Here is a 21,771-nt window from a genome sequence, read left to right on the forward strand (position 1 = left end):
GACGCCGAGAGCGGGCTTATAGAAAGTGCCGCCGGCCTTGTCTAGACCCCAAAAGCGTATTTCTCACGAGCCGCGCAAAACCGCAGGCGCGGCCGCTGTCGCCGAGCCCGCGCACGCGCGAAACCGCGAGAGCAACGGGGCCGGCCCTTCCCGTCCTGCGTGACATCTCGGGACGCGCTCACCATCTCGCCGCGCGCATCGACTCTAACGGATCATCGTCCCATTGTTGGCGGCGCCGCTTTTGCCTGATAGGTCCGCGCGCATCCTTCGCGCGATCCTTTGTCCCGATCGGAGACATCGTCTCGACCGCCGTATCATAATGTCCCATAGGCGCCAGAGGTGAGAGCGCGCAGATCATGCGATCGAAGCTCAATCGTTCTTTCGAGATTGAACGAGCAGACGCGGAGTCACTGAAGGATACATATAAAGACGAGTTGATAAAGACGAGTTGAGCATTTTCACATTAACTGTGCTTGTCAAAAAATCACTTTACGAGAGCGTAAGCGAACACATAAAAATGTATACAGTGAGAGTAGGACAACCTCACCTCCACTAGCCGACCAGCCTCGCTGATAATGCTTGTATTCGAAGACGTAATTAGCCCCCTACCTCGTCGATTGTGATCGCATGGACGAGCGCCCTGGAACCACAAGGGAAGATTTTTCTGATGCGTGTCGCGGTCGTGCACGATTGGCTCTATGTCCTAGGCGGCGCCGAGCGCGTCCTCGGCGAAATTTTGCAATGCTATCCGCAAGCGCATGTCTTTTCGCTCTTCGACGTTCTCCCGCCCGCAGATCGCGCCGTTATCGGCATAGGTCGCGAGACGACCAGCTTTCTGCAAAGCGCGCCTTTCGTCGGCACGCATCATCGCTTGTATCTGCCGTTGATGCCATTGGCGATCGAGCAGTTCGATCTCTCCGCCTACGACCTCGTCATCTCCAGCAGCTTCGCCGCCGCGAAAGGCGTGCTGACGGGTCCCGATCAGATTCACATTTCCTATGTGCATTCGCCGATGCGATATGCGTGGGACATGCAGCATCAATATTTGCGCGACAATGGCTTCGAGAATGGGATCAAAGGAGCCGTCGCCCGCATATTGCTTCATTACCTGCGCATCTGGGACACGCGAACGGCGAACGGGCCGGACGTCCTTGTCGCCAATTCGCAATTCGTCGCGCGGCGCATAAAGAAATCATATGGGCGGAAAGCAAAAGTGATCTATCCGCCGGTCTCGCTCGGCCGAGGCGGGGAGGTCTCGCGTCAGCCCTATTTCCTCACCGCCAGCCGGCTCGTGCCGTATAAGAATGTCGAAGCGATCGTGAAGGCCTTCGCCGAGCTAGAAGATCTTCGGCTGATTGTCGCGGGAGACGGCCCAGAGGCCGCGCGCCTGCGCAAGATCGCAACCGACAATGTCTCCTTCGAAGGTTTCGTCAGCGATGAGCGGCTTCGCTATCTGATGGCCTCCGCGCGCGCTTTCGTTTTCGCAGCCGAGGAGGATTTCGGCATCGTCGTGGTCGAGGCCATGTCGGAAGGAACCCCGGTGCTGGCGCTCGATCGTGGCGGCGCGAGGGAATCGGTGTCCGCGAGAGAGCCACGTTCGGGAATGTTCTTCGCGAATGCGACGCCGGCGGACATCGCCGACTGCCTACGCAGATTTGTCGCGGAAGAGGATCTGTTTTCCCGCACAGCCTGCCGAAGGCAAGCGCAGAATTTTTCGGCCGAGCGCTTTCGGCGAGAATTCAAAGATCTCGTGGACCGAACGATCGCAGCTCGCGAGCACGGCAAGGAATCGAATTGGACGCCCGCATGGCCTATGACAATCTAGGCGCAGCCGTTTCCGATCTGGAGCCGAGGCGCGCGACGAGCTATGCTGCAGACCCGCCGGGACGCGGACCGCTCGCCGCGCTGTGGCGACGCAAAGTGATATTCGTGGTGATTTTCATCACGATCCTCGGCGCTTTCATCGCTGCGCTCCTCGTGCTGCCGGTTCAATATATGGCGACCGGCTCGGTGATCGTCGCCGAGCAGGAGCCCGGCGACAATAATTCTTCCGCCGTTTGGGCGCAGAAGGCCGGCGATCCCGCCGATATGGAGAGTCAGCTTCTCATCATCGGCTCGTCGCGCGTGCTGAAGGCGGCGATCGCCTCGCCCGGCATTCTCGAATTGGCGTTGCAGGATTGCGCCGCCAGCAAAGGGATCGGCGCCTTGCTGGAGAAGCTCGGCCGCCACTCGGGCTGCGACAAGCTGAAAGAAGACGCCGACGCGCTGGTCGAGTTCGTACGCACGCGCTATTCCATCGGCAATGTCGGGCGATCGCGCGTCATTGGCATTTCGTACCAATCCACTCGGCCGGACATTGCGCAGAAAATGGCCAATGCGCTGATCTCCGCCTTCCTCGAGGATCAGCGCGCGAATCTTTCGTCCGGGCGCCAGCACGCCGCGGATTGGCTGTGGGCCGAGGTCCATCGGCTCGAGACCGAATTGCGCGACGACGACGGCAAGATTCAAGAATATAAGCGCAAGAAGGGCCTCGCGCGCGGAACCAATGCGCTGATCGACTCCGAACGCCTGACCAGCCTCACGCAGCAGCTTTCCACCGCCGAGGCCACGCGCGCGGAGGCGTCGGCGCGGTTGAAGGAGATCACCGCGAACAAGGGAAAGGGCTTGGCCGACTCGCCCGCCGTGCTGGCGAGCCGCAGCGTTTCCGATCTCAAGCAGCAGCTCACCATGATCGAGATGCGGCTCGCTTCCGCCCGGACCACGCTCGGCGATCGGCATCCGGCCATGCGCGAATTGGAGCAGGAGCGCGACATCGCCCAGCGACGGCTCGCCGCCGAGGTCGCCGGAGTCGCCGCCGCGGTGAAACGCAATTACGAAGCCGCCAACTCTCTCGTCGCCTCGCTGAAAGCCAAAGTGGAGGGCGCCAAGACAGAGGTCGGCGACGCAATGATCGACCAGGGCTCCATAGAGACGCTGGTGCATGGCGTCGATATGAAGAGGCGCCAATATTCGGAGCTCTACAAGCGCGCCAGCGAGCTCGATGCGGATCGTCGCGTGCTGAACGGAAGCACGCGCCTCGTGGGCTTGGCCGAGCTGCCCAATGTGCCCTACTTCCCGAAGAAGCTGCCGTTCCTCGCAGCGGGATTGACGCTGGCCACGCTGCTCGGAGCCACGGCGGCGATTTTGCGCGACCGCTTCGACAAGAGCCTGCGCGGCTCGGCCGAGCTGGCCGGTCTCCCCGGCGACGCGCCATGTGTGGAGCTGCCGCATTTGCGCAGCGCGCGCCCCAGGCTCTTCGGCATGCCGGCGCGTCGAGATCACGCCCTGCCCTTGAAGGTCCTCATCGAGCTCGCGGAGAGCGACGAGGCTGCGCAGCGCGCGCTGTTCGAGATCTATTCGAGCGCGCGCATCGACGAGGCGAAAGGTTCGAGAATCATCGCCGTGACCTCACCCGCGCGCGGCGACGGCAAGACATTCCTCACTCTCGCCCTGGCGCATTTCGTGGCGACGATGGGGCATCGCGTGCTGGCCGTCGAATGTGACCGCGCCAGTCCCTGCTTCGAATCCGCGCTCGACCTCGAGCACGGCCCGGGTCTGCTCGAGGCGCTGGACGCAACGGCGCCTCTGCGGGACTGCGTGACGGGAACCGCCTCGCGAATGCTCGACGCTCTGCCTCTCGGCGCCTCCGGCAAAGCGGCGCCGACGCAGATCGGCAAGCGCATCGAGACCGTGCTGAAATCAACGCGCGACTATGATCTCGTCCTGCTCGACTGCCCGCCGGCGGATGCATTGGACGCGCGCCTTCTGGCTCGTCAGGCGGATTCGATCCTGCTCTGCGCACGCGCCGGAGGATGCTCGGCGGAGGAAGCGCTCGCCACGAGCGAGGTGCTCACGGCTTCCGGCGGGCGGCTGCTCGGCCTCGTCGTCAATATGGCGGAGCGCGACGCGCCGCCATTCCAGCAACGCCTCTCGCGTGTAACGGCCTGAGGCGGAGATGGCGAATCTCGCTGGCGCCAGAACACAGGACCGATTCCATCGCGACGCGGCGACGAGCGCGCGGGACCATTTGATCGGATGCGCCGCCGCGCTCACCACATTGCTGATCGCCGGCGCTGTCGGGCCTTTCCTCGGCGCGCCCGCACGCGCGCTCTATGTGCTCGCCTGCGCTTCTGTCGGATGGCGGACATGGCGGCGCGGACCCTCGGCTCATATCGGAGCCGCGCTGCTCTTGTTTCTCTTCACGCCCTTCGTGCGGCGGCTGGTCGACGTCCGCCTCGGCTATGACACGAGCAGCCTGATGCTGGTGGGGCCGCTGGCCTGCCTCATGGCGCCTCTTTCCCACATGCTCGGCCTCATGACATCGGCGGGCCGGATGCGGCGCATGGAGCCTCTGCTCATGGTCATCGCCTGCGTCGTCTATGCGATGATCCTCACCTTGTTCAAAGGCGAATGGATGAGCGCCGCGCGCGACACCGTCAAATGGTTCGCTCCCCTGCTCTACGCCATGCTGCTCGCGGAAACCGCCGACAGGGACGAAATTCTCGCCGCCGTCACCAATGTCTTCGCGATCGTTTTGCCGATCATCGGCGTCTATGGCGTCGTGCAATATGTCGATCCGGCCGTCTGGGATCGCTATTGGATGCAGAATGCGCCGATCACGTCCATCGGGCAGCCCCTCCCCTATAGCGTGCGCGTCTTCAGCACGATGAATGCGCCCGCGGGCTTTGCGACCTTCACCGCCGTAGGGCTGCTGCTCGTGTGGTTTCGCAAAAGTGATTGGCTGTCGCAGATCGCCACGGCGCCCGCGGCGCTCGCGCTGTTTCTCTCTCTGTATCGCACGGCCTGGATATCGCTCGTCGTGGCCATGCTGTTCTGCGCCATGTTCCGCGCGACGCGCGGACGCTCCTTTACCATGATGTTCGGCGTCTGCGCGGCGACGATCGTCGCTCTGGTCGCGACTCCCTTCGGCGAGTCGATCAGCGCGAGATTGGCGACCTTCTCGGAAGGCAGCCACGACGGCAGCGCGCGCGAGCGCATCGATCAATATTCCGCCTTGTGGAATCTTTCCGACAGCTCGCTGATCGGCGCCGGATTCACCACGGTCGACACGGGCGTCGCCGGCTCGCAGCCGGTCGACGGCATGATCATAGCCTGCTGGCAGTCGATGGGCATCGTCTTCGGCCTCATCTGCCTCTTCGCGCTGGTGTGGGTCGCTGTCTCGGCGATCGTCGGCGCGCTGAACGACGGCCACGCGGAGAGCGTCATGCTCGGCGCATTCGGCGCCTTCTTCCTTGTGCAATTGCCGCTCGCCGGCATAGGCTCGGGCGAAGCAGGCTTTCTCTTCTGGACCTTCATGGCGCTCGCGCTGGCCTCCGTCCCGATGCGCGGCTTGCAGCGCCGCCTCGACATAGGGCGGCGCCGATGAGCTGGACGCAGCGCCTTCGCAGCTCGGCGCCTCCGCTGAGCGCTCCGATCTCGCCCGCCGCGCCGACGCGCGCCGCGCCGCGCAAAATCGCCGCGCTGCTGATGCTCGGCGCGCTCGCCAGCAAGATTCTCGGATTCGCGCGCGAGATATTGATGGCGCAAGTGCTGGGCGCGTCGCTGCTGGCCGACGGCTATAGAGGCGCCGTCACGGTGATCTTGCTGCCCTTGTGCTTTTTGCAGAATGAGAGCGCGCCGGCCATTCTAATCCCCATGCTGCAACGCGCCCAGGCGGAAGGGCGCGCCCCTCGCCTGCTCGCCTCGCTCTGCTGCGCGCTGACGCTCGTCGCCATTGCGGTGATGCTCTGCGTGCAGACGCTCGGCGCCTGGTGGATCGATCTGATGCTCGGCGGCTTCACGCCAGAGGGCAAGTCGCTGACGCTGAGCTATGTCGAGATCATGAGCTTCGCCATGCCGGCCTCCGTGCTGGTAAACACGCTGGCGGCGGGCGAGATCGCGCTCGGCAAGACGCGACTCTCCAATCTGCGCGCCGGCCTCTTGAATCTGTCGATGATCATCGGCCTCGCCCTCTATGCCTTCCTCGGCTGGTTCGGCGCGCTCGCCTGGCCCTTCACCCTCTCCTTCAACGCCTTGGCGCTGTTCGGCCTCTGGTTGCGCTATCGGGAGCGCACGCTGGACCCGAGCGGCGCGCATCCCGCATTGATTTTTGCGGCCGGACGCGAGTTTCTGTGGCGCCTGCGCCCTTTGCTCGCGCTTCCTTTCGCGGAACAGACGCAGGTCTGGATCGAGCGCTTGGCGGCCTCGCGCAACGTCACCGGCGCAGTGGCCTCGCTCGACTATTCGCGCACGCTCTCGGACACTGCGCTGCTGCTCATCAGCCAGCCGGTCGGGCTCGCCTATATGTCGAGCTATCGGAAGGACGAGAGCCATCGTCAGATCGAAGCGATCACGCGCCTCATCCTCGCGCTCACCGTCCCGGCCTCCGCCTTCGTCTTCGTCTTCGCATCCGATATCGTGCGGCTGGTGTTTTTCCGCGGCGCCTTCTCGGAGACCGGCCTGCTGCTCGCGAGCGCGACGCTGCGCGGCGTCTCCATCGGCCTGTGGGCCTCGACGCTCGGATGGATTCTCCTGCGGCATCTCAATAGCGAAGGCCGCAATGCGCGGGCAACGCTGATCGTCGTCGGAGCCTATCTCGTCAATATCGTCATCAACGCGCTCGGCGCATGGCTCGCGCCGCCGCTCGGCCTCGGCATGCTGCTGATCGGCCTCGGCGAGAGCGCCCGCAGCCTCACATTGCTGGCCGGGACGACATGGGCCTTGCCCAATCGTGGACGGATATTGTCGCTGACATGCGTGGCGGCCGCGCCCGGCGCCGCCATGCTGGCGGCCGGATGGATGATCGAGGCGCAAGCGAGCGCCCTGGCGCCGCGGCTCATCGCCGGCGCCGCAGCTTGCGCAGTCTGCACCGCGGCCGGAGCATTCGTGCTGCTGCCGCAGCTGCGCGGCGCGGGCTTTTCGAAGCTGCGAAAATTGCTTGGACCAGGAGAGCGGCCATGAGTCTCGCGTCGAGCTTGACAGACGTTCTGCCGATGGAGGCGGCGCTGCGACCCATCGGCGCACTCCTCGACAGGGCGAGAGGCGCGCGCGGCTGTCTGCTCACCTTTCATCGCGCCGCGCCGAGCGCACTATGGCAGCGGCTGCCCAATCGCAATTTCTATCTCGATCTCGCCTATCTCGATCGCCTGCTCGTCTATTTGAAGGCGCAGCGCTGGTCGATCGTGACCATGGAAGAGGCGATAGAGCGCGCAGCCGCAAATCGTCCCGGCGACCGCTTCGTGAATTTTTCCGTCGATGATTGCTACCGCGACGCTTTCGAGGAGATCGTCCCGCTGTTTCGCGCGCATGAAGCGCCGGTGACGCTCTTCGTGACCACGGGCATTCCCGATGGAACAATGTCGATGTGGCACGCCGGCCTCGAGGACATCATCCTGAGCAAGGACTACGTCATTCACGACGGGCGGACAGTGAAAGTCGAGACCGCGCAAGACAAGCGCGCCGTTTATGCGGCGATGGAGCGGGCCTGGGAAGGCCCTCGCGCCGGCGCGCGCTATTCGGCCTTTTGCGCGGAGAATGGATTCGAGGAAGCGCAGCTGCGCGAGAAGCACGCCATCTCCTGGGACATGCTGGAATCGCTGGCGCGCGATCCGCTCGTCGAGATCGGCGCGCATACGGTCGATCATCCGCGCGTCTCGGCGCTCGCCGAAGCGGAGGCGCTCGCCGAGCTCGAAGCCTGCAGTCAGCGCCTGCGCGAGCGGCTCGGCAGAGATGTTCGACATTTCGCCTTTCCCTTCGGCCGCGCGGCCGACGCCGGCGAGCGCGATTTCGAGCTCGCGCGGCGCGCCGGCTTTTCCTCGGCGGCGACGACGCGCAAGGGCGTGATGGGGCGCCGGAGCAATGTGTTCAGCCTGCCGCGCAACACGCTGAATGGCGGCGCGAGAAGTCTTGCGATGGCCGAGATGCATTTGACCGGCGCGTCTGGCGTCGTCGCGAGGATGCTCAGCCGTGTCTGACCTTCGCAGCGCCCCCTCCCCTCTGCGCGTCGTCTCCGTTGCGCATTCCGCCGTCGGCCAAAAAGGCGGACGTCAGCGCTACACGCCTCTGCTCCGGCAGAGCGATCTCGATCTGCATCTCGTCGTGCCGAAAAATTGGCGCGAGTTCGGCCGCGCGCTCACCGGCGAGCCCGCAATCGACCCCGATATGCAGCTGCATGTGCTGCCGATCCTGTTTCCGAGCGCCGGACCGCTGAACTGGTATCTGCATTTCTATCCGCGACTCCCACGCCTGCTACGCAAGCTGCGGCCGCATGTGCTGCATCTTTGGGAGGAGCCTTGGAGCATAGTGGCGCTGCAAGCCGCGCTGACGAAGCAGGATGCGGCGCTCGTGCTCGAGGTCGATCAGAATATTCTCAAGACCCTGCCGCCGCCCTTCGAGACCATTCGCCGCTTCGTGCTGAAGAAATGCGCGCATATTCTCGCGCGCAGCCCGGACGCCGAGGCCGTGGTGAGGGCTGGCGGCTATGAGGGTCCGGTCACGATGATCGGCTATGGCGTGGATCAGGACTGCTTCCGTCCCGATCGCGTCGCGCCGCCGCGGGGTGCGGGAGTGCGCATCGGCTACGTCGGCCGTCTCGTCGAGGAGAAGGGACTCGACGATGTGCTGGATGCGATCGCGCGCGCGGAGGCGCGAGTCGACCTCGATCTGATCGGCGCCGGCCCGCATGAAGGCAAATTGCGCGCGCGCGTGGAGCGCCTCGGCCTCGTCGAGCGCGTGAGCTTTCGCGATTGGGCGCCGCCGCATGAGGTCGCGCAATTCATGCGTGGGCTCGACGCGCTGATCTTGTTCACGCGCACCACGCCGCGCGTCCGCGAGCAATTCGGCCGCGTCATCATCGAGGCGCAGAGCTGCGGCGTGCCGGTGATCGGCTCTACCGGCGGCGCGATCCCCGATGTGATCGGCGAAGGCGGATGGGTCGCGCCCGAACGCGACAGCGCGGCGCTCGCGCGCCTGCTCGACGACATCGCCGCCGGCAAAGAAGATGTGCGCGCAAAGTCACGCGCCGCGCTGGAGAATGTCGCGACGCGATTCACCTATCACGAGGTCGCGCGCACGCTGCGGCGCGCTTGGCTCGAGGCCTATCATGCAACGTCGCTCAGAGCTTAGGCCGCGGAATAAACACCATATAGGTCTCGTCCGGCTTCAGTCCGGCGAAGCGATGCTCCGATCCCGCCACAGGGACGCGTCGGCGCAATCCGTCCCAGCCCCACAGCTCCGCGGTGACGGCCCATCCCGGCAAGGGCACGGTCCATCCAGAGCCGGGCGCGTCGGTCCAGCCCTCGAGATCATGCCAGACAAGCAATCGCCCGGTCGGACCTTCCAGCGTCAGCAGCCCCTTCTCGCGATCGATGGAGATGAAATGCATCGAGCCGGCGAGTTCGATCAGATTGCGCAGCACGACGGCGCGCGCCTCCGGCCGCCATGGAGCGGCGCCGGCCGCCATTGCGTAGCTCGGCCCCTCGATCGCGCCAGTGTCGCCGAGGTTCCAGGGCATGGCGAAAACGGTCGCAGGCCTGCGTCCGTCGGCGCCGACCACCGCCATCTCGTCCCAAAAGGCCGTCAGGAACAGCTTGGCGGCGGTCTCTGGCCGCGCCCAGCCCTCGGATTTCGAGATATTATATTCGGTCGCATAGAAATTAATGTCGCGCGAAAGGCCCATCGCCTTTTTGACGCGATCGAAGCAGCTCTGCGCCGAGAATTGGCGACCGCGAGTCAGCGGAAACCAACGGAAGTTATAATAAGTGTGCAGATCGACGCCGTCGAGGCGACCATCCTCGAGCAGTGGCGCAATGGCCGGGCCATAGCCGCGCAAAGTCGCGTCGCCATGCGAGTTGCAAGTGGCGAAGCCGCCGGGCACGACCTTCAGATCACGATTGACGCTGTGAACGCCATCGGCCAGCCCTTCCAGCGCCCGCCGATAATCGTCGCGCGGAATGGTCGCCTGCACATCCGGCTCGTTGATCGCCGTGAAGATGGTCGCGCCCCATCCGCTCACATGATTGGCCTTCGCCCACTCGCCCCCGGGCTGGAAGCGCCGCGCATAGGCGACGCCAGCGATGAACCAGTCTCGGTAGGAGCCGATCGGCTGCGGCGGATCGAGAAACTGATAAGAGCCCTCATATTCCAGCAGAATGACCGGCGTTATTCCGCGCTCATAGGCCTCGCGCATGGCGGCGTCGAAATCGCTCGGCGTCGGCTTGCGGTCGAGCGTGCGCCAACCATAGGAATCCATGCGGCCGAGCGGCGCGCCGACTCCGCGCAGCGCCGCATAGATTTGCGCAGAAGGCGCTCCGTGCAGATGCGTCACGAGATTTCCGCCGCCGATGCGCATCCGCAACGGCGCATCGGGCTCGAAGAGCCGATCCTCGCAAAAGGCGGCCGATGCGACGAAAAGCAGAGTCGAGCACGCTAATCTCACGAAGATTTGTGTCATGGATTTACCAATGAGCTCACGCAATTCACTCGAAATCGTTCAGGTCGTGCAAGAATTCAGCCGAGACGGCGGCGTCGAGACTGTCGCCTTCGAGCTCGCGAAAGCCTTCACACGCGCCGGAGCGCGCAATAGCGTCGTCGCCGCGGTCGTCGCAGACGACCGCGAGACGGCCTCCGAGATAGAGCTCGTCACGCCATGGCTCTCGCGCGTGCCGACTCGCGGCGCCATGCGCCATATCGGCCGGCTCGTCGTCATGCCGATATTCACGCTCGCCGCGACGCTGGCCCTTCGGCGCCGCGCGCGGGCGGCGCAGATCATCAGCCATGGCGATTGTCTGCGTGGCGACATTCTCGTCGTCCACGCCGTGAATGCAGAGAGTCTCGCGCAAAAGCGCGAGGCCGGCGATTGGCGCTGGAGGCTCAATCCCATGCATTATTGGGTCGCGTTGCGGGATCGCTGGATGATCGGCGGGCTCCGCTACCGCAAATATGTCGCGGTTTCCGCTCGCGTGCGTGAAGAATTGCAATCGCATTACAATGTTCCCGCCGAGCGCATTCGCATCATCTACAATGGCATCGATCTCCACCGTTTCCAAGCCTCGGAGGAGGCGCGCGCGCAAATTCGCGGCGAATTCGGAATACCGCCCGACGCCCGGCTGCTGCTGTTCGTCGGACATGAATTTGCGCGCAAGGGCCTCGCGCCGCTTATCGAAGCGCTGGCGCTTCTGGACGACCGCTATTGGCTAGCGGTGGTCGGTTCCGACAATCCAGCGCGCTACCGAAAGCTCGCCGCGCAGGCCGAAAGCCGCCTCGTCTTTTGCGGCGCGCGGCGCGACGTCGCCGCCTTCTACGCCGCGGCCGACGCCTTCGCGCTTCCGACCGCCTATGAGACTTTCTCGCTCGTCTGCATGGAGGCGATGGCCGCCGGCCTCCCGGTCTTCGCGACCCGCGTCGGCGGGATCGAAGACTATTTGCGAGACAGCGTGAACGGCTTCACGATCGAGCGGAACGCCAAAGACATTGCCGAGAAGCTGCGCGCCGCCTTCGAGGATGAGAACCGTTTCGCGACATTGCGGGCCGGCGCCCGCTCCACCGCCGAGAGCTTCGGCTGGGACAGCGTCGCGACGAAATATCTCGAATTATTGGAAGAAATGCAAAAGGAAGAGCCGTCCGCAGCCAAACGATAACTTCCTCGCGAGGCTGGCTCGGCGCAGAACTACACGAATAAGCAACAAACATTCCGCATTGCGCGCGCGAACAACAGTCGAACTCGCAGAATTTGCGCTTGGTAAATCATTCAGCGCGAGCTAGACAACAAAGATGCGGAAAGGTGGACGGCCGTTATGCGGAAGTGGTTGAAGCTGAAGCCGCTCGTGGCGAAATCGGGGGAAATGCAGCACCTCGACACGCTTCGCTTCCTCGCCTCTCTCGGAATCGTGTTTCACCATTCCAAAGAGTTCATGTTCTCTTCCGCCGCCAATGAGCGCTCGGATGGCTTGGCTCTATTCGTCGACATGTTTTTTATCATATCTGGATATGTCATATCCCATATGTATTTCGGCCACATCGGCGATCTCCGCTCTTACGGCTGCTTTATAAAAAAGCGCATCGCAAGACTATTCCCACTACATCTGCTGACCATTATCGTGTCTGCGATCCTATATGCGGGATTTGAGGCGCTGCAACTGCCGAGTCGGCACACACCATCCTTCAGCCCGCTATGCATAGCGGATACGGTCCTATTGCTGCACACCATCATCGAATGTGGAAATCGTCAGTATTTCAACGGCGTCAACTGGTCGATCAGCGTCGAAATGATGATGTATATCGGTTTTCCGATCGCTATTATTCTCTCCCGAAACGCCAGGCGGAGAGACGTTCTCGCCATCGCGACGATCTGCGCCGCGATCATTCTCGGCGCCATTCACCGATACGGTCTCGATTTGCGCGTTCATGATTGGATCGACGCGGAGAATTTTCATCCGCTTCTGCGCGGCGCTTTCGGCTTCGGCATCGGCGTGGCGCTCTTCCGGCTCCGTCATCTCCTCGGGCCGTTCACACCGCCTCTCCCCATTCTCGCGGGAGGCCTGCTGGCGATCGTGGCCGCCATGCTCTCGGGACAATCGCCCTTGCTGATCTTGGCTCTGATCATCTCGCTCGTGACGGGCGCCGTAGCGCGCGACCTCTACGCGTCCGCCACGCCCGGCCTGACGCGGATCGCCCCGCTCGGACAACTCACCTATTCGATCTATATGTGGCACAATCTGTTTATTCTGGTTTTGATAAACATCGTCGGCGACAAGCTGATGAAGGGCAGCGGAATCGCGATCGTCGCGCTGAGCCTCGTCTGCTATGCATGCATCTTCGTCACGAGCCTTATTTCATTTCATCTGTTCGAGGTTCCGATGCGGCGCAAGATCGATGGAACTTCCGTCTTCGGCAAGGCGCGCGCGCAGAAATCGAGCGTCGCGAGCTGAATGCGCGAAAGGCGCGCGCGACCGTCAAGCTGCGCCGGCGTCTCTCGTCGGCAGGCGTTCCAGCAGCCGCTCCCAGCGGTCGAGGGCGATGCGCTTGTCGAACTCCTCCACGCAGAGCCGGCGCGCCTTCATGCCAATGTCACTGCAACGAGCCGGATCCAGTGCGAGCGCCGAGATCTGCGCTGCCACTTCCTCCCCATCGCCCTGTGGCGCCACGGATCCAAGATCGTTTCGCCTGACGATCCGCGCAATTTCACCGTCCAAATCGCCAATGAAAATGGTCGGACGACCGGCCGCGGCGACGCCGTAGAATTTGCTCGGCACGATCGAGCCCTCGAGATCGGGTCGAAGGCAAACGAGATGGACGTCCGCCGCCGATAGGCTCTCCGAGAGACGCTCTCGCGGCTGGTAGGGCGCGAATAAAACGCCCTTCAGCCCCTTGGCGCGCAGCTCGCGTCTGAATGCCTCATGAAGCGCGCCCCCGCCCACGAATAGCCATCCAATTGTCGGAGCCTCCGAAAGCCCGCCGCTCAGGCGCTCGATCGCGCCCAGCATAGCGCGATAATCATGCGCGCGCCCGAGATTGCCGGAATAGCCGACGACAAAGGAGCCATCGAGCCCCCATTCTTTTCGCAGCGGATTGTCTTCTGGCGCGACCGGACGAATCAGCTCGGCGTCCGCCCAGTTCGGAATGACGGCGATGCGATCCGACGCCACGCTCAGCGACGACAACTGCTCCGACATTTTTTCACCCACCGCCACATTCATCGCCGCCGCTTGCAATGATGCGTTGCGCAGCGCACGAAGCAGGTCGTAGACGAAACCCGGAAGCAGGCGTCTGCCGAGCCCCACAGCCTGGGCCACCTCTGGAAACAGATCGTGTAGCCAATTGACTAGAACAGCGCCACGCCAATGCGCGATCGGAGCGACGATGACGGACAGCATCGGCGGGTCGGTCTCGGCGATGATAATGTCTCCGGCGCGCGCCAATCGCAAGAGCCGCCAAGCCGCGGACAGATAGAAGGTCGCGTAATCGATCGCCCGACCGATGAGATCGTCGCGGCCGAAGCGCGACGTCCACACACGAAAAACCTCGACCCCGCGGATGACCTCATGAGCCGGCAAGAGATCGTCTGGCGCGTCATATCGCAGCTGCGAGGCGATGACGCGCACATCATGCCCACGCGCGCTCAATCCGAACGCCAGATCGGATAATATCTGGCTCGTCGCCGAATGGTCCGGGTGAAAATAGCGGTTCACGAAAATGAGCATCACGACTCCGAGTGCTGCGGCGCTCGAAGCCGGCGCTCAACCATTTCGACGACGAATGAAGCTGTTCCCCAACGCCAGCACATCCATCTTGGTTCTCGAGAAGCAGTCCAGCGCCTCGTCGGGCCTGCAGACCACGGGCTCGTTCTCGTTGAACGATGTGTTGAGCACCATGGGCACGCCGGTCCGCACCCGGAACGCCTCGATCAACCCCCAATAGCGCGGATTGGTCTCGCGGTGAACCGTCTGCAAACGCCCCGATCCATCGACATGGGTGATCGCGGGTATAATCGACCGCTTCTCTTCCCTTATCTGAAACACCTGCATCATGAATGGCACGTCGCCATCCTCCTCGAACCAATGCGCCACGCTCTCTCTTTGAATCGAAGGCGCGAACGGACGGAAGCTCTCGCGACGCTTGATTTTCAGATTTAGAATGTCCTTCATATCGGCGCGCCGCGGGTCGCAAATGATCGAGCGATTGCCGAGCGCGCGCGGTCCCCACTCCATCCGTCCTTGGAACCAGCCGACGACCTCACCCTGCGCTATGGCGGCCGCAGCACGCTCGCACAGCGCGGCTTCATCACCGATATGCTCGACGACGCAATCCTGACTTGCGAGCGCCGCCCGGCGCGCAGCGAGCAGAGCCTCGATCGACTCGTCGTCATAGGTTGGACCGAGATAGGCGTGATCCATCACCCTTCGGCCCGATATCCTATCCCCCTCCAGCGCCGTCGCCGTCGATGCTCCGGAAACGATGCCCCCGAGTTCGCTCCAGACCTGCAGCGCAGCGCCGATCGCGCCGCCAGCGTCACCCGCCGCAGGCTGAATATAGACCCTTCGGAACAGCGAATTACGCTTGATCTTGCCATTCGCCACCGAATTCATCGCGCAGCCTCCGGCCAGCGTGAGATCGGAATGTCGATATCGCTCATGAAGCTTGCTCAGCAAATGGAAGAAGGCTTCTTCATACATCGCTTGCGCAGATCGCGCGATATCGAGATGGCGTTCCTCCAACGGCTCGTCTTTTGTTCGCGCAGGTCCGAGCAAATCTTCGAGCGCCGGACTGTAGAGCGCGCCGACATGAGGCGCCCCACCGGTCCATTCATACGCGATTTTTTCCTTATGATGGCGGAAATAGCCGAGATCGAGCGCGAAAACGCCATTGTCCTCGAGCCGAAGAATACGTCGCATTGCGCTCAGGAAAAGGGGTCGGCCATAGGGCGCGAGCCCCATGACCTTATATTCGTCGCCATAGTGCGGAAAGCCGAGATATTGCGTGATCGCCTGATAGAAGATCCCCAGCGAATGCGGAAAATAAACACGTCCGTCGATCGACACGCCATTTCGATCGCCCATGCCCCAGGCGGCGCTCGAAAAATCGCCGAACCCATCCACCGATAGAACCACCGCGCGCTCGAAGGGCGAGACCAGAAACGCAGACGCCGCGTGAGCCACATGATGCTCGATGCGATGAATCTCACCCTTGAAGTTCGCTCCCGGGAACGCGCTCGCCAATTCCGCTTCGATCGACCGCCGCTTTGACTGATTGCGGATGCGATCCCCAATGAGCGCAAGATCGGGACGCGTCTTCAGCGCATAGCCGATCTTACGAAATAGGCTCGCCTTCGGATTGGAATTCACCGCGATATGCGCCACATCGGCGAGCCTCAGACCGGCTTCTTCGAGGCAATAGCGGATGGCCTCCGACGGAAACCCCGCCCAATGCTTGACGCGGCGGAAACGTTCCTCCTCCACCGCCGCGACAATCGAGCCGTCGCGCACGAGGCAGGCAGAAGCGTCGCCATGATAGGCGTTGAGCCCGAGTATGGTCGTCACGCTATCCCCTTTCTGACCAAACGCTGAATTCAGCTTCACGCCAACCATCCATGCGCCAATCCGTCGCGCCACTGAGAGAGCGTCTTCTCACAGCAGGCTTTGAAAGCGCGTCCATTGCTGAGGCTTGCTACATTCCGCCTTCATGAGATTCAATCCCGCCGCCGCTATCGAAGCCGCCTTCTCCGGCTTCGTCAATCCATCCCGGATGCGCATCACCGCGTCATTCGCGTCTTCATAGACGAGCATAGTGCGCCCGTCCTCCATACCGTCCGGGTAAAGCCCATTGTCCGACAGCAGCAGGGCGCCTCCGCCCATCGCCTCGAAGCAGCGCATATTTCCTCGATCGCCTGCAGAGGGATCGACCGCGCCATTGAGCACGATCTTGGCTCGCGAGAAAGCTCATACCTCGCACGACCGAAAACGGACGGACCGCTGAACGCGCGCACGGACTTCGGCCTCGCGTGCGGCGATAAGACGGCGGCAATCCGATCCACGTCTCCGCCGGCTGCGTCAGCCGCCCAATCATCTTCGCTGAACTTCCGTTGCATCGCCGGCGAATCGTCGTCACCGTGTGCGACGCTGACGGCACGACATTCGCCGCAATGCATCGACGAAGGGCGAAGCTCTACGACTTTCGTGACTCGCTACATTTCGACGAAGGTAAGGTGGACCGGATGAGTTATTGGCAATGTTTCGTCTCGCGCGCAATCGCATCCATTCGGATTCGGACAGGGCGCGCTATATTGGTCGGAGAGCGCTATTTCGTGGGAGCAGATTTCGGACGATCGACGCCCCGTTCGATCACAAAGCACGAGGAGCCAATTGAAAGCGCGATCCGATTTTTCAGTCGGTTCGCTCGATCGAGAAATCGGCGTCGCATAGCGGTTGATGAGGAAATTAAAGGCATTTCCACGCTACCGCACTACGGTTAAGTCGAAACTCTCACCCGTATCGATCGAGACGCCCATGCTCGTTCGACAAGCTCACATAGCGTGCCGAGCATAGTGCAATCTATCTGGTCTTGTGCGTACTATCCTTTGGGAAAGCGCATAGGAACGGCGACCAAGCTCGATGAGCTGATAATGTCTTGGGACATTGCAGCGTGCGAGTTTGAAATCGACGTGCACGCCCCTGCGGAGTGGCTTGCTCGGCCACAAAGCGAGGATCGAAGCGCGCCACGCGCGACACTCTGTCGGCCATAGGCAAGGAGCGACATCGACAGCGCATGGAGGCTTCGAGAAAGTGGTTCGCCTCGATAGCCATCGCGACATCGATCGAGTTCGACAACGGCGTCGCCCACACCGCCGGCAGCTCGCAAAATCTCATTGCGACCCGCTCCCCGAACGGATGAGTTCATCCCTGCCCTTCGGTCGCAATGGCATGGAGCGGAATCGAGGGAAAAGCCATCTTGAAGGTCGCGCCTCCGTTGATCGTATCCTCGATCCAGATGCAGCCGCCATGGGGCTGTCACCAGCTCTTTCCCGATCGCCAAGCCGAGGCAGGTTCCGCCCGCGACGGCGCTCTTGCGTCAGAAGGGCTCGAATACCATGTCCCGATCCTCCGGCGCGACGCCCGCGCCGTGATCGACGAGAGGCCGCCATCGACCCGGACTCGCCCGAGAGCTTCCTCTTCATCGAGAACGGCCGCCTGATAAAGGATTCCGTAGCGCTGTTCGCGCTCGCGCGGCAATTGCGCGGACCGGCGCGCGCCGCCCCACTCGCACGGCTGTTGCCACGCTTTGTCGCCGATGCGCTCTATCGCCTCGTCGCGCGCAACCGCTACCGCTGGTTCGGTCGAATAGCCGCCTGCGCGCTCCCCGAGGCCTCGCGCGCGACGTGCGACGCCTACGCATATCCAGCCGAAAATCAACCGACCCATCGCTCATCATCCGATTGAAAAACAGACCACCGATTGCGTCGCCGCGGCGGGTCACTCGTACGCCTTCGCGATCATAACGGGAAATGTCGCGCCGCCGTCCGGCGTCGGCTCGAGAGAAATGCGTCACTCTCGCCTCGTGACGACCGGATCATGAGCGGCCTCCTGCGCCGGAGGCCCGCGCGCGCCGCTTCTGCAGCCAGCGCGTGAGGCCGGTGATGTAGAGCAGCGCCGGCGCGACGCCGAGCAGAGCGATGACCGCGCGGCCCGGATCGCCGAAGGCCTCGCCGGAATGTAGCGGGAATTGCCATTCAAGGAATCTCTCGCCGGCGGTAAAATGGTGCGGATCTTCGATCGCGATAATTTGGCCGCTGTAGCGATCGACCGCCGCCATCCGGTGCGGCTCGCTCACATTGACTTCGTCATCGGCGCGCTTGCCGACCACGAAGGCTCCCTCCGGCGCCACCGGCAGCGAGAGGCTCATTACCTTGCCGTCAGGAAACAGCTGGTCCACCGCGGCTACCGCTGCTTCCGCGCCGATCGACGGGCGCCCGTCGGCGGACATGGATTTCGCATTTTCGAGATGATGCGTATGAACCGGGGAAAAGAAGTCGACGAGCGCGATCATTTGCGCGCTGAAAGTCAGATAGAGTCCAGAAAATATGATCACGGCGAAGACGGCGAGGAGATAGACGCCCGTCGTCTTGTGAAGATCGAGAATCAGGCGCTCCGCGCTCGCCCCGCGCTTGATCTGAAACGCCTGTCGCCATCTGCCGTTGCGCGGCCACCAGAGATAGACGCCGGTCGCGAGCGAGACGAGCAGGAAGAGGCCGACGAATCCGACGAGCGTCGCGCCGTTCTCCCCGAGCAGAAGCGCCGAGTGCAGGTGGATCAGCAGCACAGCCAGAGGCTCGGCAAAGTGATTGCCGTCGTCGACGATCAGGCGCGCGCCTTTGACGGCGGCGGTGATCGGATCGACGACGATCTGATATGTTTTCGTGCGCCCCTCCGGCTCACGCGCCGAATAGATGACGTCGAAATAGCCGCCATCGCCTTTGGGGAAATGCATCCAGACGGGCGCGGAGCCCTCGGGCGCGGCGGCGCGGCTCGCTGCGATGATCCGATCCACAGATGCGCGCTCGCCGCCCAGCGCATAATGCGTCGGCGTGAACAGGTCCTTGTTCAAAAATTCGTCGATCTCGACACGGAAGGCGAGCAGGCTTCCCGAGAGACCGAGGAGAACGAAAACCGCGCCGGCGACGAAACCTAGGTAGCGATGCGCAGCGAGCCAGAGCGTGCGGCCGAGGACGAGGCCGTTCGCTCCGCCGCTCGTCTGCGGCGCCCGGCTCTTTCGATCGATGTCGTCGGTCATGGTCAAAACTCCGCGCGCAGCGACCCGAGGAAGGTTCTCGGCGCACCGGGAACGGCGCCCATCCGCCCGCCGCCGCCCTCGTAATAGGTCGTGTCGAGCAGATTGTTGACATTGAGCTGGAACGTCAATTTCGGCGCATGCGGAATCCAGCCGGCCTCGAGCTTGTAGGACGCCATGACATCGACGCGCGCATGCGCGGGCAGCTCGAAGCTGTTGTCATTGTCGCCGAACGCCTTGTCGACATAGGAGACGCCGCCGCCGACGGTGAGGCCGGCGAGCGCGCCCCACGCCTCGTATTTCGCCCAGAGATTAGCGGTGTTGTGGGGCACGGAATGGAGCCGCTTGCCGGCGGTTCCGCCCCCGTTCACCACATCATGGTCCTTGACGATGCGCGCGTCGAGATGGGTGAAATTGGCGATGACGCTCCAATGCTCGTCGATACGCCCCGTCAAATCGAGCTCGACGCCATTGCTGCGTCCGTCGATGACGCGCACGAAAGGCGTGCCGGAGATCGCGGTGGTCTGGTTTTTCTTGTCTATGTCGAAATAGGCGGCGGTCGCGGTGAGCCGCCCGTCCAGCAGCTCGGCCTTCACGCCGCCCTCGAACTGCGTTCCGATCTGCGGCTGCAACGGTCGGCTGTATTGGTCTATGCCATTGCTCGAGCCATAGGAGCGCGTGTAATTGCCATAAACGGAAAGCCAGGAGAATGGCCGGATCAGCACGCCGATCCGCGGGCTGTTCGCACTGACGGGCACGACAACTCTTCGTGAGTCGACCTCGGCGAAGGATTCGTCGGACCACAATGTCGCGGTGCTCGACTCCGCCCAATCATGACGCCCGCCGAGAAGCAGCTGAATGCGATCGTCCCAGAAGGAGATCTGGTCCTGAGCATAGAGTCCCTTCCATTTCTCCTTGTTGATGGTGCGGTAGGAGGAGCTCAGCGCGTCGACATTGGCGGGAATATTGACCGGATAATAGATGTTGATCGAAGAAATATAGTCGCAGCAATGGCCGTGAGCCTTCAAGTCGTGACTATAATAGTCGAAGCCGGCGAGCACCCGGTGGGTGAGAGGCCCCGTCACCGCCTTTCCCTGGAGGTCGACATTGGTCGAAACCGTCTCTCTGTAGAAAATGGGCTCGGCCGCATTCGGCGTCGGCACCAGCCAGATTCCGCGAAGCGCGTCACCAGTCGCCTCGTTAGAGAAGGAATCGAGCCAATGTCCGCGCTGCCGATAATCGGCGCGCGTGTGTGACAGGCGGTTCGTCACGCTCCAGTCATTGTCGATCCGGTATGTCCAATCATAGCCGAACAGCGACCGCTCCTGAAAGTTGGGGTATTTGTCGGCGACATAGGAGTCGAGCAGATAGCGGCTGATCGGAATGCCCGCCGGGCGGAAGCCGAGCGCTGGGATCGGCGACAAATCTCTGAAATAGCCCCGTTGATATTCGCCCTCGACGTTGAGGGTGAATTGCTCGGTCGGCCGCCATGTGATCGACGGCGAGATCAGCAGATTGTCCTGGCCGACATGCGGCTGGAAGCTGTCCTTGGCGAGGTAGGAGACATTCATTCGATAGAGCAGCGTCTTGTCCTCCAGCAGAGGACCGGTGGCGTCGATCGCCGTGCGCGTCAGGCCGAAGCTTCCGACCTGCTGATGCACTGAAAAATAGGGCGTCTCCTGCGGGCGCTTGGTCACGATGTTGATCAGACCACCCGGCTCCACACGTCCATAGAGCATAGCGGCCGGGCCTTTGAGAACCTCGATCGACTGCAGGTTGGTCGTTTCCTGATTGGTGGCGTTCGGCTGGCGAAGCCCATTGCGATAGATCTGGTTGCCGCTGTCGAAGCCGCGGACGATGACGCCGTCATAATAGTTCGAGGAGCCGGCGACGCCGCTGACATTGGTGAAGAGCGCGTCGCGTATGCTGACCGCCTGCCGGTCGTCCATCGTCTCGCGCGGAACAATCTGCACAGAATAGGGCGTCTCCAGAATCGGGATGCTCGTCTTTGTCGAGGCGGCCGGCCCCACCTGATTATAGCCCGTCTCCCGTCCTCCCGACCGCGCCGATTTATCGGCCGCGCCGGCCTTTCCAGAGCCGCTTCCGCCGAGCGTTTGTCCCGCGATGTCTATGGCCGGGAGAGACTCCTGCCCTCGGGCAGGCAGAGCGAATGCGAAAGCGATCGCGCAGGCGGAAGCGCCGCGCAGCAAATGCGAACGGATCATAGGTGTCGTCTCCTGCGAGCCCGCTATCGGGGCCGGACGGAACATCGGAAATCCACGGCGCGCGGCCGCGGTCTGTCGATCAGGAGATTTGTGGAGGAGCGCGAGGCGACCCGACTTGGATGCGCGCCGGCGGGCGAATGACGACGCGCTCGACGAAGCGCGCCGCGACGCCGCAGCAGCTCGTCGGCGACGCCGGATGCGAGACCGCGCTCGCGAGCCTTCCGGCTCC

The 21,771-nt window shown here is 62.8% G+C and carries 15 protein-coding genes; 9 read left to right on the forward strand and 6 right to left on the reverse strand.

Going from position 1 to position 21,771, the window contains the following annotated elements; translation table 11 throughout:
• Nucleotides 1-667: 667 nt before the first annotated feature.
• The 6 genes from K369_RS10835 to K369_RS10860 are packed head-to-tail and all read left to right on the forward strand — an operon-like array spanning nt 668 to nt 9,162.
• The gene (locus K369_RS10835) at nt 668-1,825 is read left to right on the forward strand and encodes a glycosyltransferase (RefSeq protein ID WP_036294839.1); all 1,158 of its coding nucleotides are present in this window, start codon (nt 668-670) and stop codon (nt 1,823-1,825) included.
• Nucleotides 1,795-3,987 (forward strand): exopolysaccharide transport family protein, encoded by a 2,193-nt coding sequence (locus K369_RS10840; protein WP_198033100.1) that lies wholly within the window; start codon nt 1,795-1,797, stop codon nt 3,985-3,987. Before K369_RS10835 ends, K369_RS10840 begins: the two co-directional genes overlap by 31 nt.
• A 7-nt stretch (nt 3,988-3,994) precedes the next feature.
• Nucleotides 3,995-5,425: an O-antigen ligase gene (locus K369_RS10845; protein WP_036291076.1), complete on the forward strand. Its 1,431-nt coding sequence runs from the start codon at nt 3,995-3,997 to the stop codon at nt 5,423-5,425.
• Nucleotides 5,422-6,999, forward strand: a complete 1,578-nt coding sequence (locus K369_RS10850) for a lipid II flippase MurJ (protein ID WP_084570643.1) — start codon at nt 5,422-5,424, stop codon at nt 6,997-6,999. The genes K369_RS10845 and K369_RS10850 overlap by 4 nt, the downstream gene beginning before the upstream one ends.
• Nucleotides 6,996-8,012 carry a polysaccharide deacetylase family protein gene (locus K369_RS10855; RefSeq protein ID WP_036291078.1) on the forward strand — a complete coding sequence of 339 codons (1,017 nt, stop codon included), beginning with the start codon at nt 6,996-6,998 and terminating at the stop codon, nt 8,010-8,012. The genes K369_RS10850 and K369_RS10855 overlap by 4 nt, the downstream gene beginning before the upstream one ends.
• Entirely contained in the window at nt 8,005-9,162 is a 1,158-nt protein-coding gene (locus K369_RS10860) for a glycosyltransferase (protein ID WP_051949210.1), read from the forward strand. Before K369_RS10855 ends, K369_RS10860 begins: the two co-directional genes overlap by 8 nt.
• Here K369_RS10860 and K369_RS10865 read toward each other — a convergent pair.
• Nucleotides 9,152-10,489: a hypothetical protein gene (locus tag K369_RS10865; protein ID WP_084570644.1), complete on the reverse strand. Its 1,338-nt coding sequence runs from the start codon at nt 10,487-10,489 to the stop codon at nt 9,152-9,154. The genes K369_RS10860 and K369_RS10865 overlap by 11 nt on opposite strands.
• Nucleotides 10,490-10,499: 10 nt before the next feature.
• On the opposite strand from K369_RS10865, the gene K369_RS10870 reads away from it, so the two are divergent.
• Nucleotides 10,500-11,675, forward strand: coding sequence for a glycosyltransferase family 4 protein (locus tag K369_RS10870; RefSeq protein WP_036291080.1), 1,176 nt, complete (start codon nt 10,500-10,502; stop codon nt 11,673-11,675).
• Between the two features lie 156 nt (nt 11,676-11,831).
• The gene (locus tag K369_RS10875; RefSeq protein WP_084570645.1) at nt 11,832-12,965 is read left to right on the forward strand and encodes an acyltransferase; all 1,134 of its coding nucleotides are present in this window, start codon (nt 11,832-11,834) and stop codon (nt 12,963-12,965) included.
• Between the two features lie 24 nt (nt 12,966-12,989).
• Here K369_RS10875 and K369_RS10880 read toward each other — a convergent pair whose 3' ends face one another.
• From K369_RS10880 to K369_RS10890, 3 genes are all read right to left on the reverse strand, one after another.
• Nucleotides 12,990-14,237: a glycosyltransferase family 4 protein gene (locus tag K369_RS10880; protein ID WP_084570646.1), complete on the reverse strand. Its 1,248-nt coding sequence runs from the start codon at nt 14,235-14,237 to the stop codon at nt 12,990-12,992.
• A 36-nt stretch (nt 14,238-14,273) separates the two neighbouring features.
• Nucleotides 14,274-16,073 (reverse strand): carbamoyltransferase C-terminal domain-containing protein, encoded by a 1,800-nt coding sequence (locus tag K369_RS10885; RefSeq protein ID WP_198033101.1) that lies wholly within the window; start codon nt 16,071-16,073, stop codon nt 14,274-14,276.
• Nucleotides 16,074-16,160: 87 nt separating this feature from the next.
• Complete coding sequence (locus tag K369_RS10890; RefSeq protein WP_036291087.1) at nt 16,161-16,451, reverse strand: glycosyltransferase; 291 nt, start codon at nt 16,449-16,451, stop codon at nt 16,161-16,163.
• Between the two features lie 1,080 nt (nt 16,452-17,531).
• Between K369_RS10890 and K369_RS27685 the strand changes: the two genes are divergently transcribed.
• Nucleotides 17,532-17,969 (forward strand): thiol-disulfide oxidoreductase DCC family protein, encoded by a 438-nt coding sequence (locus K369_RS27685; RefSeq protein ID WP_245278282.1) that lies wholly within the window; start codon nt 17,532-17,534, stop codon nt 17,967-17,969.
• Between the two features lie 130 nt (nt 17,970-18,099).
• Here K369_RS27685 and K369_RS10905 read toward each other — a convergent pair whose 3' ends face one another.
• Together K369_RS10905 and K369_RS10910 are read right to left on the reverse strand one after the other, a co-directional pair.
• A complete protein-coding gene (locus K369_RS10905) occupies nt 18,100-19,320 on the reverse strand; it encodes a PepSY domain-containing protein (RefSeq protein WP_036291093.1) in 1,221 nt (406 codons plus the stop codon).
• Nucleotides 19,321-19,322: 2 nt separating this feature from the next.
• Nucleotides 19,323-21,542, reverse strand: a complete 2,220-nt coding sequence (locus K369_RS10910; protein WP_036291096.1) for a TonB-dependent siderophore receptor — start codon at nt 21,540-21,542, stop codon at nt 19,323-19,325.
• Nucleotides 21,543-21,771: the final 229 nt, after the last annotated feature.

The organism is Methylosinus sp. PW1, from assembly GCF_000745215.1.
Lineage (GTDB): Bacteria > Pseudomonadota > Alphaproteobacteria > Rhizobiales > Beijerinckiaceae > Methylosinus.